Genomic DNA, 15,324 nt, shown 5'->3' on the forward strand with positions numbered 1-15,324 from the left:
TCCAATTCCCGGCATTCCAATGACTCCTTTCACCCAACACACCGGACTGGTCGCGCCGCTGGATCGCGCCAATGTCGATACCGACCAGATCATTCCCAAGCAGTTCCTCAAGTCGATCAAGCGCACCGGTTTCGGTCCGAACCTGTTCGACGAGTGGCGCTATCTGGATATCGGCGAGCCTGGTCGCGACAACAGCACGCGCCCGCTCAATCCGGAATTCGTGCTCAATTTCCCGCGCTATCAGGGCGCCAGCGTCTTGCTGGCCCGGGAAAACTTCGGCTGTGGTTCCTCGCGCGAGCATGCGCCGTGGGCGCTGGACGAATACGGCTTTCGCACCGTGATCGCGCCGAGCTTTGCCGACATCTTCTATAACAACAGTTTCAAGAACGGCCTGCTGCCGATCGTGCTGGCCGAAGCGCAGGTCGATGCATTGTTCGAACAATGCCTGACGACCGAGGGCTACCGGCTCACCGTAGATCTGGCCGCGCAACGCGTACGCCGCCCCGATGGCGTGGAGTACGGCTTCGACATCGATGCCTTCCGCAAACACTGCCTGCTCAATGGCCTGGACGATATCGGCCTCACCTTGCAGGACGCCGATGCCATCGGGCGCTTCGAGCAAGGCCATCGCGCGCGCCAACCGTGGTTGTTTGGCGCGTTGCAGTAATGTCGAGCCGCAGATGCGCGCGCTCACCGCGCTGCGTGCGGACTGCATTGGATTGATGTCAATGACGCTGCGGCGTCACTTCACGAGGGTGGCATGAGCAAGCAGATTCTGATTCTTCCCGGCGACGGGATCGGGCCGGAGATCATGGCCGAAGCGGTCAAGGTGTTGAAGCGCATTGACGCGCAACACGGTCTGGGTTTTCAGCTGGTGTATGACGAGCTGGGCGGCGCTGCGTACGACAAATACGGCAGCCCATTGGCCGATGAAACACTGGAGCGCGCGCGTGGCGCCGATGCGGTGCTGCTGGGTGCGGTGGGTGGCCCGCAGTGGGACACCATCGACCCGGCGCTGCGGCCGGAGCGTGGGTTGCTCAAGATCCGCTCGCAGCTGGGCTTGTTCGCCAACCTGCGGCCGGCATTGCTGTATCCGCAGCTGGCCGATGCGTCCACGCTCAAGCCGGAGGTCGTGGCCGGGCTGGATCTGCTGATCCTGCGCGAACTCACTGGCGGCATCTATTTCGGCCAGCCGCGTGGTAACCGCACCTTGGACAACGGCGAACGCCAGGCGTACGACACCTTGCCATATAGCGAGAGCGAGATTCGTCGCATCGCCAAGGCCGGCTTCGACATGGCACGCCTGCGCGGCAAGAAGCTGTGTTCGGTCGACAAGGCCAACGTGCTTGCATCGAGCCAGCTATGGCGTGCAGTGGTCGAAGAAGTGGCCAAGGACTACCCGGATATCGCGCTGTCGCATATGTACGTGGACAACGCAGCGATGCAGTTGGTGCGTGCTCCCAAGCAGTTCGACGTGATCGTGACCGACAACATGTTCGGCGACATCCTGTCCGACCAGGCATCCATGCTCACCGGTTCCATCGGCATGCTGCCTTCGGCCTCGCTGGATGCCAACAGCAAGGGTATGTACGAACCCTGCCATGGCTCGGCACCGGATATCGCCGGCAAGGGCATCGCCAATCCATTGGCCACGATCCTGTCGGTGGCGATGATGTTGCGCTACACCTTCGCGCAGGCCACTGCAGCAGATGCCATCGAACATGCGGTTGGCAAGGTGCTCGATCAAGGCCTGCGTACTGCCGACATCTGGTCGGAAGGCACTACCAAGGTCGGTACCGTGGCGATGGGCGATGCGGTGGTGGCCGCGCTGTAAAAGCGCTCGCAGTCCCAAAGCGTTGTAGTACGCAGGAACGGTCGCCAGCGCGGTAGCGCATCCGTGTCCTCAGCTGCCGACAGCAGCCGGTGGTGCTTGCTCGCGTACCGGTGTGGGACCTTGAGCGGCATGGATGCCGCGCCAGAGCCTACATGGACGTACTCGCGGCGTGTCCCAGGCCGGTATGCGTGCAAGTGCCTGCAGTAGGCCGGAGCTTTGCCACGTCGGCAAGCGCGTAAGCATCTAACCGACACACTTGTAAAAAAGTTCGCACGCAAAAACCGGAACGGCCAGCAGATCACTCTGCTGGCCGTAAGGCTTGCGTCATCTACCCAATGAAATGAGCAGGGTTACGCCACCGCAGCCGTCTTGCCGGCGACCACGCCACGCTCGCGCTGACGCAACAAGCGGTTGGCCACATCCAGCCACGCAAGCGCGCTGGCTTCGATGATGTCCTTGCTGGTGCCGGTGCCTTCGTATTCCACGCCGTCGTGGCGCACGCTCAGGCTGGCTTCGCCGCGCGCGTCCGCACCGATGCCCACGCTGTGCACCTGGTAGCTGTCCAGCTCCAGCTTCACGCCGGTGGCCGAGGCCAGTGCGCCGAAGAGCGCATCCACCGGCCCGTTGCCCTGCGCGGTTTCGGCCACACGGTTGCCTTCCGGGTCGGACAACTCCACCAACGCGTTGGCGCGGCTGCCCACGTCGCTGATGGTCATCGACGCCAGGCGATAGCCTTCCTGCACCGTGGCGTCCTGCATCAATGCCTGCAGATCGGCATCGGTCACCACGCGCTGCTTCTCGCACAGCGCCTTGAACTGTTCGAACACCAGCTTGACCTCTTCCTCCTCCAGCAGATAACCCAGCGCGCGCAGCCGCTGCTCGACCGCGGCGCGGCCGCTGTGGCGGCCCAGTACCATTTGCGATGATTCCCAGCCCACATCTTCCGGGCGCATGATTTCGTAGGTGCCGCGATGGCGCAGCATGCCGTGCTGATGAATGCCCGATTCGTGCGCGAAGGCGTTGCCGCCCACGACTGCCTTGTTGCGCTGCACCGGCATGCCGACCAGGCGTTGCAACAATTGCGAGGTGGACACGATACGCGGCGTATTGATCGCCGAATCGATGTTGTAGAAGGCACCGCGCACCTTCAGCGCCATGGTGATTTCTTCCAGCGCGCAATTGCCCGCACGCTCACCGATGCCATTGATGGTGCATTCCACCTGGCGCGCACCGCCTTCGATGGCCGCCAGCGAGTTGGCCACCGCCAGGCCCAGATCGTTATGGCAGTGCGCGCTGAAGATGACCTTGTCGGCACCTTCCACGCTGGCGATCAGGCGCGAGAACATGCCACGGATTTCTTCCGGCGTGGTGAAGCCGACCGTGTCGGGCAAATTGATCGTGGTGGCGCCGGCGGCGATCGCCACACGGGTGACCTCGGCCAGGAAATCTTCTTCGGTGCGGGTTGCATCCTCGGCAGAAAATTCCACATCGTCGACATAGCCGCGCGCCAGCGTCACGTGCCGGTGCACCGATTCCAGCACCTGCTCGCGGCTCATGCGCAGCTTGTGCTCGCGGTGCAGCGGGCTGGTGGACAGGAACACATGCAGGCGCGGGTTTGCGGCTGTCTCCAGGGCCTTGGCCGAGGTTTCGATATCGGCCTGCAGGCAGCGCGACAACACCGCCAGGGTGGGGCGGCGCAGTTCCCGGCCCATCATCGCCACCGCTTCGCGGTCCGAATGCGAGCTGGCAGGAAAACCGGTTTCGATGATGTCCACGCCGAGTTCGTCCAGCGCGCGCGCCATGACCAGCTTCTGCTGGGGCGTCATGCTGCAGCCGGGGGATTGCTCGCCGTCGCGCAGGGTGGTGTCGAAAATTCGGATACGCGGGGTCTGGTTGGATACGGTCGTGTTCACCAGGAAGACTCCTCTACGGCGATGGCGGTGACAGGCGTTGAAGCGACTGCGGATGGGCGGGAAAGAACGTGTGTGGCGGGTAGCGGATTGGCGCTGCGTTCGTTGCGGAGTCGCTCGGTATTGCGACGGCGCGGCTTGCGTGGCGGACGCGGCCGCACCTCGGACAAGAGTGTGGCCAGCACGGTTGCGTCGATATTACCGCCAGAGACCACCGCACATTTGCGTTTGCCGGAAACGCGGCGACCGGCGGCCAGCGCGAGGGCGCCAGCGCCCTCGGCAATGACGTGTTCTTCCAGTGCCAGGCGCACCAATGTTTCGCGCAATTCGGCCTCGCGCACGATCACGACATCATCGAGCAGGCTCGAGCACAGGCGGCGCGTGAGCAGGCCTGGAATCTTGACCTTCACGCCATCGGCCAGCGTTGGGACCGGAGCGATTTCGCGTAGATCGCCGCGGACGGCGCGCGCCATCGAATCCACGCCTTCCACCTGCGCCCCGACCACGCGCACGCCTTGCGACTTCAATGCCAGCGCCACGCCGGAGGCCAGGCCACCGCCGCCGATCGGCACGATCACCACGTCCGGCGCATGCGCCGCCAGCTCGATGCCCACCGTGCCCTGGCCGGCGATCACGTCCGGGTCGTCGAAGGCGGACAGGAAGCGATAGCCGTTCTGGTCGGCCAGCTCGCGCGCAAACGCGAACGCTTCGTCGTAGCTGTTGCCATGTTGGCGCACCGTGGCACCCCAATGCGCGACACCGGCAATCTTGGTCTGCGGCGCGCCATAGGGCATTACCGTGATGGCCTGCACACCCAGCCGGTACGCCGACCACGCCACACCTTGCGCATGGTTGCCGGCCGAGGCGCAGATCACCGGGCGCTCATCGCCGCGTTCCAGCCCGGCCAGCAACGCATTCAATGCGCCGCGCACCTTGTAGGAGCCGGTGCGCTGCAAATTCTCCAGCTTCAACCACACACCGAAGCGTTCGGCGTAGTGCAGCGGCGTGGGCGACAGGTACTTGCGCAGGCGTGCCTGTGCGGCCAGCACGTCGGCCACGCTGACGGCCACGTCGCCTACCTCTGGCTCCTGTGCGGAAGGGCGGCCGGAATCAGGCATTGCGGCACGCGCACGGGCGATCCGGAAGAAGACACCTCCGGACAGCAGTCTGATGGTCGCGCGAGGTCTGCATGCTCATGCCGCAGCCTCGACCGATTCCAGTGCGGTGATCACCACCGATTCGCAGTCGTAGACCTTTTCCAGCTGCAGACGCAGCGTTTCCGGCGGACGGTTGCTGTCCACGTCCAGCAGCAGATGCCAGCGTCCGGCATCGTCTGGCGCTGCTGCGCCCTGGATCGCGCATGGGCGGAAGCCGCGGCGTTCGGTCATGCCGATCACCCGCACCAATGCGCCTTCTGCCGGCTTCAGCACCAGATCAAGCCGGTAACGCATGCGATGTCTCCTTGGCCGCATGTGCGGGATTGCTGTCCAGCATGGTGCTGTTGGCGTTGTTGGGCGGCACCAGCGGCCACACATTGGCACGCGCGTCGATCGCGACATGCAGCAGGCCGGGACCGGGCTGCGCCAGCAAGTCGGCCAGTGCCGTGTCCACATCGCCGCGGGCGATGATGCGCTTGGCCGGAATGCCGAACACGTGCGCCAACGCCGCAAAATCCGGGTTGTCGGACAGGTCGATTTCGCTGTAACGCTCTGCGAAGAACAGTTCCTGCCACTGCCGCACCATGCCCAGCGAGCTGTTGTCCAGCAGCACGATCTTCACCGGCAGCTTGCAGCGTGCAATCGTCACCAGCTCCTGCACGTTCATCATGAAACTGCCGTCGCCGGAGACCAGCACCACGGTGCGGTCAGGGCAGGCGAACTGTGCGCCCATCGCGGCCGGCAGGCCGAAGCCCATGGTGCCCAGCGCGCCGCTGGTGAGGTGATTGCGCGGGTCGTTGAAGCGGCAATGCTGCGCCACCCACATCTGATGCTGACCCACATCGCAGGCGATGATGGTGTCGGCCGGAGCCACTTCGCTCAGGCGCTTCAATAGCGCCGGTGCGTAGATGTCGGTGCCGGGCGCGTCGTAACGCGCGCCGAACTTTTCGCGGTTGGCGAAACAGCGCGTGCGCCAGGCCTGGCAGTTGCCGCGCGCCGCACTCAAGGCTTTCAGACTCACTGCCACGTCGCCGGGCACCGCGATATCGGCGGTGCGCAGCTTGGAGATCTCATATGCGTCGGCATCCAGATGGATGACGCGTGCGAACGGTGCGAACTCGCTCAGTTTGCCGGTGGCACGGTCGTCGAAACGCGCACCGACCACCACCAGCAGATCGCATTCCTGGATGGCCATATTGGCCGCACGGGTGCCGTGCATGCCCAACATGCCCAGATAGTCCGGATGCGCATGCGGTAATGCCCCCAGGCCGCGCAAGGTCAGCGCGGTCGGGATGCCGGTGGCCTCGACGAAACGCCGGAAGGCTTCCACCGCGCCGGCCAGCGCGATCCCGCCCCCGCCGTACACCACCGGGCGTTCGGCGCTGGCGATTGCTGCCAACGCTTCGGCCAGTTTCGCGTCCGCCGGCGCCGGCGGCGGCGACACCGCTGCCGGAACATGCAGGGGCAGATGCGAGGCGTCGGCCACCTGCACGTCCTTGGGCAGGTCGATCAGCACCGGCCCAGGACGTCCTTCGCGCGCAATGCGAAACGCCTCGCGCACCATCTCCGGAAGCTCCTCCACACGCCGCACCAGGAAGCTGTGCTTGACGATCGGCATGGTCATGCCGAACACGTCCAGCTCCTGGAATGCGTCGGTGCCCAGCAGCGGCGTGGCGACCTGGCCGGTCAGGCAGATCATCGGCACCGAGTCCAGCATCGCATCGGCGATGCCGGTGACCAGGTTGGATGCGCCCGGGCCGGAGGTGGCCACGCACACGCCGACCCGGCCGCTGGCACGGGCATAGCCGTTGGCAGCCAGTGCAGCGCCCTGTTCGTGACGAACCAGGATGTGCTTGAGCCTGGAATCCACCAGGGCGTCGTAGAACGGCATGATGGTGCCGCCCGGATAGCCGAACAGCGTTTCCACGCCTTCGGCTTCCAGGGCCTGCGTCAGCCAGCGCGCGCCATTGCGGGGCGTGCTGTGTGCGGAGGTGTTCATGCGTTGCGGACCTTCGGTTTAAGCGGTGGGGGAGGCGGCGTTATGCCGCCTGTTGATTCGCAGGTGCGGCAGCGGCTTGCTGTTGCCCGTTGAGCCACACCATCTTGGCGCGCAGCTTCTTGCCCACTTCCTCGATCGGGTGCTCCAGATCGGCCTGCTTGAACTTGTTGTAGTTCGGCAGGCCGGCGTCGTATTCGGCCACCCAGTTCTTGGTGAAGGTGCCGTTCTGGATGTCGGTCAGCACATCCTTCATGCGCGCCTTGGTGCCGGCATCGATCACGCGCGGGCCGCTGACATAATCGCCGTATTGCGCGGTTTCGGAAACGAATTCCAGCATACGGGTGATGCCGCCTTCGTAGAACAGGTCCACGATCAACTTCAATTCGTGCAGCACTTCGTAGTATGCGATTTCCGGCTGATAGCCGGCCTCGACCAGCACTTCGAAACCGGCCTGCACCAGCGAGGAGGCGCCGCCGCATAGCACGGCCTGCTCGCCGAACAGATCGGTTTCGGTTTCTTCCTTGAACGTGGTCTTGATGATGTTGGCGCGCGCGCCGCCCAGGCCGCCGGCATAGGTCAACGCGAACTGCTCGGCCTTGCCGCTGGTGTCCTGGTAGACCGCATAGATGCACGGCACGCCGCGGCCGATTTCATATTCGCGACGTACCAATGCGCCCGGGCCCTTGGGCGCGACCAGCACCACGTCCAGATCGGCGCGCGGGGTGATCATGTCGAAATGCACGTTCAGGCCATGCGCGAACAGCAGGCAGGCGCCCTGCTTCATGTTCGGGGCGATGACCTCTTCGTAGAGCTTCTTCTGCACCATGTCCGGGGTCAGGATGGCGACCAGGTCAGCACTCTTGACCGCCTCGGACGGCGCCACGACGGTGAAGCCATCGGCCTGCGCCTTGGCCTCGGTCGGGCCACCGGGACGCAGGCCGACGGTGACGTCGAAGCCGGAATCGCGCAGGTTCAGCGCATGTGCGCGGCCCTGGCTGCCGTAGCCGATGATCGCGATTTTCGGTTGGGTGTGGTTGCTCATGGAATGTCCTTGCGGGTTGGCAGTGGAGATGGGCAGTGGATAAATGGATCAGCCGGCAGTGCGTGCACTGGCCGGCTGAGCAAAGCGGGGACGAGCGATGGCACTGCGCAGGCAACCACAGGCGCCCATGCGCGGCTGGGCGCATGGCGATGTTGCGGATGTGGCGGCGATGTCGTTCATGTCATTCGAAACTTTTGGTGATCCCTGAAACGCGAAACCCCGCGCCGTTGCCGGTGCGGGGTCTGATCGAAGCCTTGTGTGTCTGTTGCCTACACGAAGTCTCGTCCCGCACCGGTTGGCGAGGTAATAAGTACGAGCACGAGAAGCGACGCAGCCAACGCGCCGGAGGGCGCGGACATGGGGGCGTTCGAGGTGGTGGAGTGGTGCGGCATGGGCCTGAGATAACCACCGCGGCAACCAGGGTGTCAACCCTTGCGCATGAAACATCCGCATCAATGCGCCGAGTCGCCTGCAAAGCCCCGTGGCAGCTGCATGGTTACTGCTGAAACATGATCGATACAGCACAAGAAGCGCTGACGAGGATCACCATCTGCGCGGTATTGAGCGCGCTGGCAAGTGTCGATTGGACGGCAGGGCACAGCCCGCTGGTATGGTTGGCACCTCATTCTCAGTGTCTTAGGGGCCATCGGTGATGCGTCGCGTACCTGTGTTGTTGGTGTCTGCTCTGGCGCTGCTCGCGCCGCCTCTCGGCGCTGCCGACCGCGTCACCGGGCAGCCGTTTGCCACCCGCTCGGAAGTCATTGCGCCGCATGCCATGGCCGCGACTTCGCAACCGCTGGCCACCCAGATCGCGCTGGATGTGATGAAGGACGGCGGCTCGGCGGTGGATGCAGCGATCGCGGCCAATGCGGCGCTGGGCCTGATGGAGCCGACCGGCAATGGCGTGGGAGGGGACCTGTTTGCGATCGTCTGGGACCCCAAGACCCACAAGCTCTACGGCTACAACGGCTCCGGCCGCTCGCCCAAATCGCTGACCCTGGCCGAGTTCCAGCGCCGTGGCTTGAAGGACATTCCGCCGACCGGCCCGTTGCCGGTATCGGTGCCGGGTGCGGTGGACGGCTGGTTCGCGCTGCACGCGCGCTTCGGGCGCAAGCCGATGGCACAGAACCTGGCGCCAGCGATCCGCTACGCGCGCGAAGGCCATCCGGTCGCCGAGACCATCGCCTATTACTGGGACCGTTCGGTGCCGCGCCTGTCGCAATACCCCGGTTTCAAGGAGCAATTCACCATCGACGGCCACGCCCCGCGCAAGGGCGAGCTGTGGAAGAATCCGAACCTGGCCAACACGCTGCAGCAGATTGCCGACGGCGGTCGCGATGCGTTCTACAAGGGCGACATCGCCCGTACCATCGGTGCCTACTTCAAGGCCAATGGCGGCTACCTCAGCTATGAGGACCTGGCCAGTCATACGGGCGAGTGGGTCGAACCGGTGTCCACCAACTACCGTGGCGTTGATGTGTGGGAGCTGCCGCCCAACAGCCAGGGCATCGCCGCGTTGCAGATGCTCAACATCCTCGAAGGCTACGACTTCTCCAAGATTCCGTTCGGCTCGGCTGAGCACGTGCACTTGTTCACCGAGGCCAAGAAGCTGGCGTTCGCCGACCGCGCGCGCTTCTACGCCGACCCGGCGTTTCAGCCGGCACCGCTGGCCAAGTTGATCTCCAAGGACTACGCCAACCGGCGGCGCGCGCTGATTTCGATGGACAAGGCACTCAAGGAAGTACAGCCGGGGACACCCAAGCAGCTGGAAGAAGGCGACACCATCTACATGACCGTGGCCGATGCCGACGGCATGATGGTCTCGCTGATCCAGTCCAACTATCGCGGCATGGGCAGCGGCATGGCGCCGCCGGGGCTGGGTTTCATCCTGCAGGACCGCGGCGAGATGTTCGTGCTGAAGAAGGATCATCCCAACGGCTATGCGCCGGGCAAGCGGCCGTTTCAGACCATCATCCCGGCCTTCGTCACCAAGGACGGCAAGCCCTGGCTGAGCTTCGGCGTGATGGGCGGGGCGATGCAGCCGCAGGGGCATGTGCAGATCGTGATGAACCTGGTGGACTTCCACATGAACCTGCAGGAAGCCGGCGACGCGCCGCGCATCCAGCATGAAGGGTCCACCGAACCGACCGGGCAGGCCACCGCGATGAGCGATGGCGGCGAGGTCAATCTGGAAACCGGCTTCTCCTACGACACCATCCGCGCGCTGATGCGCAAAGGCCATCGGGTGATCTTTGCCGACGGCCCGTACGGTGGGTATCAGGCCATCGCCCGCGACCCGGTCAGCGGCGTGTACTACGGTGCTTCGGAAAGCCGCAAGGACGGCCAGGCGGCCGGATACTGAGCGCGCCGGCGCGCCGGCCCGCGCCTCAATTCCCCGCGCAGCGCGCCGATAATCATCGGATGGAGCAGGAGCCCCTCATGAATTCGATGCAACAGCCCGATCCGCCGTCGCAAGCCCAGATGGCCGTGCTCCCGGATGCGCCGGTCGCCTTGCTGCGGTTGTCTGCGGAGGCGTGTGTGGTGGCCTGCAACCGCGTCGGCCTGGATGTGCTGGGCAAAACGGCGGTCGAGCTGCAGGGGGCGCCGGCCTCGGTGGTGTGGGGGTTGAGCGCCGCCGACCTGGTTGGCGAAGACGGCGTCTGGGCTGCCCCGGGCGACGACCCGGCGCAGCGCGTGCGCTATGTACGCGATCGCGAACATGGCGGCTGGATGCTGTCGCTGCCGCATGTGGAAACCGCGATCCTGCTGCGCGAGGCCACGCGTCTGGCCGACGGCAGCCGGCCGGTGCCGATCTCGCCCTTGCTGCAGCCGCTGGTTGCGCGCCTGCAAGCCGAGCACGAAGACCGCACGGTGCTCGAGCGCACTGCCCAGGCGTTGGCCGGTTGCGAACTCGAACTCCTGTTGCCGCCGGGACTGGCAGAAACCGAGATGGGCCGGCGGCTGCAAGCCGGGTTCGGCAATCTGGCCGAGGCCATCCGCCAGGCAGTGGCCTTGTCGGTGCAGATCGCCGCCGGAGTGCCACCGCTGGTGGCCGAAAACGATGAAATGGTGCGCCAGTCGCAAGCCCAGAACGAGGCGCTGGACGGCGCGCGCGCCGCGGTGGAGCGGCTGTCGTCGAGCCTGCAGGACGTCAATGCCGAACTGGCGCAGGTCATCGCGTTGGCCGCCAGCGCCGATGACAGCGCGCGGCAAGGTGTCGCTGCGGCACATGCGCTGGGCCAGGCCATGCACGAAGTGGAACGTCGCGCGGCACGCGCGGGCGAAGTCATCGAAGTCATCGACTCGGTGGCGTTCCAGACCAATATCCTGTCGATCAACGCCAGCATCGAAGCCGCGCATGCCGGCGATGCCGGACGCGGGTTTGCGGTGGTGGCTACCGAGATCCGGCGGCTGGCCGAGCGCGCCGCCGCTGCCGCACGCGACGTGCGCGCGATCCTGGCCGAAACCAGCGCTGCAGTGGGGGAGGGCGCAGCCTCTGCACGTGGCACCGAAGCGGTGCTCGATGGCATCACTCGCGTGCTCGGGCAGGCCAGCAGCGCGATGACCACGGTGGCCGGGCGCATCCACGCGCAGGACGGCGAAATTCGCGGGATCGAGCGTGCGGTAGATGGCGTTGTGGCGTTGGGCCGCAGCAATCTGCAGCACGCCGCGCACGTGGCCGAACGCAGCGAAGCGCTGGAGCGCGGCACCGAAACCCTGCGCGATTGCGTGGGCTTGTTCCGGTTGCCGCCGGACCCACTGCAAGTGCCCAGGCACGCGCGGGTCAAGCAGCTGGCCGTTGCCACGGCCGGCAAGATCGGCAGTGCCCTGGCGCAGGCCATCGCGCGCGGGCAGATCGGGCAAGCCGCATTGTTTGCGCGCACCTATACGCCGATCGCCGGCGTGGAGCCGCCCAAGTTCAGTACCGACTTCGATGCGCTCTGCGACCAGCTGCTGCCCGCTTTGCAAGAGCCGCTGCTGGAGGCGCACCCGTGGATCGTCTTCGCGATCTGCGCCAATCCCGACGGTTATGTGCCCACGCACAATCTGCGCTTCACCCAGCCGTTGACCGGCGATGCCAAGCGCGATCTGGTCGGCAACCGCACCAAGCGCAAGTTCACCGACCGCGTTGGGCGCAGCGTGGGCGCGCATACCGACCCTTACCGCCTGCAGGTCTATCGTCGCGATACCGGTCAGATCATGTTCGACCTGTCCACGCCGATCTTCGTCGGCGGCAAGCACTGGGGCGGCTTGCGGGTGGGTTATACGCTGGAGTGATGGTTACCCGGCCGGGGGCCTGGCTGCTGTGCGTCAACCCGGACAAAAAAAAGCCGCCGAAGATCGGCGGCAGGGAGAGAGAGCAGGTTTCTTGTTGTAGTGACTGCAGGCTAGCGGTGCGATGTGCCGTGGAAATGTCTGTGCATGTCGCCTTCGCCCTGCCGTGTGCCAGTCGCCCGATTGCGTGTTAGCCGTGCCACACAGACAACGGCCTCCCGAAGGAGGCCGTCGTGACAACACGTGTATCAGGACAGCGCGCTCAGAAGCGCTGCGTGTATTGCAGGTAGCTGTAGCGTCCCGGGATGGCATAGGCCGAATCGAACGAGTTGGCCGAGGCGCTGAGCGCGACCGGCGGGTCGCGGTCGAAGACGTTGTTCAGACCCAACCGCACGGTCGCATTCCATGGAAGTTGGTAAGACACCTGCATGTCGTTGAACGCGGTCGCCGCAACGTGGCGATAGTTTCCGTTGTCGTCCAGTTCCGAATCGTAGTCCTTCATGCCCGAGTAGTAACGCACGGCCCAGTTGGCGGCCAGATTGCCGTAGCTCCAGTCCAGGGTCAGCGTGCCGCGGGTGCGCCAGTTCGGGTTATTGGTGTGGTAGATGCCGTTGTAGCTTTCCCACGCGGAATTGTCGTCCTGCTTCTGCTCGTTGACCGCCACGTAGGTCGAATCCAGCGTGAGCATGAACTGGCCGATTGCGGTCTGCGGCAGTTTGTAACGCGCAGTGAAATCGTAGCCTTGCATGCGTTGCTCGCCGACATTCACCGGCTGGATCACCAGGCCGGTGACGGCGCCCGTCGCATCGCGGGTCACCAGATCGCAGAACGCCGAGACGTTGAACTGGTAACACTGCGACAGGATCTGATTGGCGCTGAATTCGGTGATGGCGTCGGTGATTTCGATCTTCCACCAGTCCAGCGACACGTCCAGGCCTTGCACCGAGGCCGGGCTGTAGACAAAACCAAGCGTGGTGTTCTTGGATTTTTCCGGTTGCAGATTGGCGTTGCTGGTGTAGGTGAACGGATAGATGGTCTGGCCGGAGTTGCCGCTGGCGCTGTTGTATTCGGCAACGTAATTGGCAGGCACGCCGCGGGCTGCGCATGTGGCCGCGATCGCGCTGGTGTAGGAGGTGCTATTGGTCGAGCAGGGATCGGAATAGGTATCGAAGCTGTCCGATGCGCCCAGATACAGATCTTCGATCGATGGCGCGCGGAAACCGGTCGCGTAATTGCCGCGAATCAATAGGTCGGCGACCGGCTTCCACTTGAAGCCGAACTTGCTATTGGTGGTGCTGCCGAAGGTGTTGTAGTCCGAATAACGCACTGCTGCGCTCAATTCCAGCAACTGCGCACCGGGCACATCCTTCAGCAGTGGGATGGCCACTTCGGTGTAGTAGTCGTTGAGCGTGTACGAGCCAGAGGTGGGCGTGAACGAATTGCCCGAGGTATAGCCGGCCGAGATCAAGGCGTCCGGCGAGGAGAATCCGCTTTCCTCGCGGTGTTCGACACCGGCAGCAAAACTCATCCAGCCGGCGGGCAGCTCGAACAGATCGCCGGTGAGGTTGGCGGTGAAGCTGCTGTTTTTGTATTGATATGTGTTGTGCGCAGTGAACAGGATGTAGTCCAGCATTTCCTGGGTCACGCCACCGGCCGGCGACAAGGGGTTGAACGGGACGCAGCCGGCAATGACGGCGCCGCCGCTGTCCAGGCACGCCAGGGTGCCATTGACGATGCCGGATGCACCGAGCGCGTTGCTCAGGTTGAGCAGATTGACATCGCCATACTGGGTTTCGGTCTGGTCGGTCTGGTTGTGCGCAAAGCCCACATCCCAACTGAACTGCCGGTCGGCGAACTGGAAGTCGCCTTCCAGCCCGGTGTACACGTGCGAGGTCTTGACGTCCTGCTGGTAGCTGCGCGCGAATTCGGTCAGGCGGTGCGACCAGCCCACATCGCGCCCGTCGCCGCCGTAGGCGGTGTTGTACGGGTTGTAGTAGCTGTCGCCGCTCAACAGGATGCCGGTGTTGACGGAAGCCAGCGGAAAGCCGGCCAGTTGCTGCGACGACTGGCGGCGGTTATACAGTCCATCGAACTTGAAGCGCACGTTGTCGGTGAGTGCGTAATTGCCCTGCACGTACAACGCGTCGCGCTTCTGTGGCGTGACCAGGTAATTGTCCTTGGCGTAGTTGTAGCCATATTCGGATGTGTTGAAGGCGGTGTACTGGTCCAGGGCGTAGCGCGGATACCTGCTGTCGCCGCTCGCGGTAGCGCTGTCGGGCAACACCGTCCAGGCGCCGCTGGTGCCATTTGCACGGAGGCGGCCGCTTGCCGAGTAGCTGCTGTAGGCCGACGAGCCCGCGCCGTACACTGGCTCGGCCGAGATCTCCCGGTCGCCCGCCATCACCGCATCTTCCTTGACGCTGGACAAGCCGATGACCAGATTGCCGCGCTCGCTGGTGGCGCCCACGGTGGCGTCGAAGGAGGTGCGCTGACCGTCGCCCTGGCCGTACTGGCCAACGTAGGCGTTGACTTCGGCCCCATCGAAATTGGTGCGGGTAATGATGTTGACCACGCCCGCGATGGCATCGGAGCCATAGATCGACGAGGCGCCATCCTTGAGGACTTCCACGCGCTCCACGATGGCCGAGGGAATGGTGTTCAGGTCCACCGAGCCGGACAGGCCCGAGACCCACCGCCGGCCATTGACCAGCACCAGGGTGCGTGAGGCGCCCAGGTTGCGCAGGCTCACCGTGGCCGAGCCGTCGCCGCCGTTGTTGACGGTGGTGTTCATCGTCGCACCGTTGGAGGGGATGCGCTTGAGGACATCGGCAACCGAGGTCAGGCCCTGCTTTTCGATGTCCTGGCGCGTGAGTACCAGCACCGGTTGCGAATTTTCAACATCGACCGAGCGGATGCGCGAACCGGTGACTTCGATCTTGTCCAGGTTGGTCGGATTCTTCTCGGTCTGTTCCTGGGCGATGGCGCTCGTGCTGACGCACAGGCTGATGGCGATCGCGAGCGAACCCCGACGCATCGTCGGGTGGAGCGTTGTCATAGTCATATGTACGGCGGTTCCCGGTAGAGGAGGAGCGACAGCGCGATCCCCG

Annotated in this window: 10 protein-coding genes; 4 read left to right on the forward strand and 6 right to left on the reverse strand. The window is 64.5% G+C overall.

Going from position 1 to position 15,324, the window contains the following annotated elements; translation table 11 throughout:
- Positions 1 to 19: 19 nt before the first annotated feature.
- Together leuD and leuB are read left to right on the forward strand one after the other, a co-directional pair.
- Positions 20 to 667 carry a 3-isopropylmalate dehydratase small subunit gene (gene leuD, locus EO156_RS13555; RefSeq protein WP_016849467.1) on the forward strand — a complete coding sequence of 216 codons (648 nt, stop codon included), beginning with the start codon at positions 20 to 22 and terminating at the stop codon, positions 665 to 667.
- A gap of 93 nt (positions 668 to 760) precedes the next feature.
- Positions 761 to 1,834, forward strand: a complete 1,074-nt coding sequence (gene leuB, locus EO156_RS13560) for a 3-isopropylmalate dehydrogenase (protein ID WP_005912018.1) — start codon at positions 761 to 763, stop codon at positions 1,832 to 1,834.
- 350 nt (positions 1,835 to 2,184) lie between these two features.
- Here leuB and EO156_RS13570 read toward each other — a convergent pair whose 3' ends face one another.
- The 5 genes from EO156_RS13570 to ilvC form a co-directional block, all read right to left on the reverse strand.
- Positions 2,185 to 3,747 (reverse strand): 2-isopropylmalate synthase, encoded by a 1,563-nt coding sequence (locus EO156_RS13570; protein ID WP_005912016.1) that lies wholly within the window; start codon positions 3,745 to 3,747, stop codon positions 2,185 to 2,187.
- Positions 3,744 to 4,862, reverse strand: coding sequence for a threonine dehydratase (locus tag EO156_RS13575; RefSeq protein ID WP_033482960.1), 1,119 nt, complete (start codon positions 4,860 to 4,862; stop codon positions 3,744 to 3,746). Before EO156_RS13575 ends, EO156_RS13570 begins: the two co-directional genes overlap by 4 nt.
- A gap of 75 nt (positions 4,863 to 4,937) precedes the next feature.
- Complete coding sequence (locus tag EO156_RS13580) at positions 4,938 to 5,195, reverse strand: ACT domain-containing protein (protein WP_003483347.1); 258 nt, start codon at positions 5,193 to 5,195, stop codon at positions 4,938 to 4,940.
- On the reverse strand, positions 5,179 to 6,900 hold the full coding sequence (gene ilvG / locus EO156_RS13585; RefSeq protein ID WP_016849469.1) for an acetolactate synthase 2 catalytic subunit: 1,722 nt from the start codon (positions 6,898 to 6,900) through the stop codon (positions 5,179 to 5,181). The genes EO156_RS13580 and ilvG overlap by 17 nt, the downstream gene beginning before the upstream one ends.
- Positions 6,901 to 6,940: 40 nt before the next feature.
- Positions 6,941 to 7,942: a ketol-acid reductoisomerase gene (gene ilvC, locus EO156_RS13590; RefSeq protein ID WP_003483339.1), complete on the reverse strand. Its 1,002-nt coding sequence runs from the start codon at positions 7,940 to 7,942 to the stop codon at positions 6,941 to 6,943.
- A 652-nt stretch (positions 7,943 to 8,594) separates the two neighbouring features.
- Here ilvC and ggt point away from each other — a divergent pair.
- Together ggt and EO156_RS13600 are read left to right on the forward strand one after the other, a co-directional pair.
- Entirely contained in the window at positions 8,595 to 10,304 is a 1,710-nt protein-coding gene (ggt, locus tag EO156_RS13595; RefSeq protein WP_016849470.1) for a gamma-glutamyltransferase, read from the forward strand.
- 59 nt (positions 10,305 to 10,363) lie between these two features.
- A complete protein-coding gene (locus EO156_RS13600) occupies positions 10,364 to 12,220 on the forward strand; it encodes a methyl-accepting chemotaxis protein (protein WP_029829394.1) in 1,857 nt (618 codons plus the stop codon).
- A 259-nt stretch (positions 12,221 to 12,479) separates the two neighbouring features.
- Here EO156_RS13600 and EO156_RS13605 read toward each other — a convergent pair whose 3' ends face one another.
- Positions 12,480 to 15,251 (reverse strand): TonB-dependent receptor, encoded by a 2,772-nt coding sequence (locus tag EO156_RS13605; protein ID WP_016849956.1) that lies wholly within the window; start codon positions 15,249 to 15,251, stop codon positions 12,480 to 12,482.
- Between the last annotated feature and the right edge of the window lie 73 nt (positions 15,252 to 15,324).

The sequence above is a fragment of the Xanthomonas sp. DAR33341 genome (assembly GCF_003992815.1).
In the GTDB taxonomy this organism is placed as follows: Bacteria; Pseudomonadota; Gammaproteobacteria; order Xanthomonadales; family Xanthomonadaceae; genus Xanthomonas; species Xanthomonas cissicola.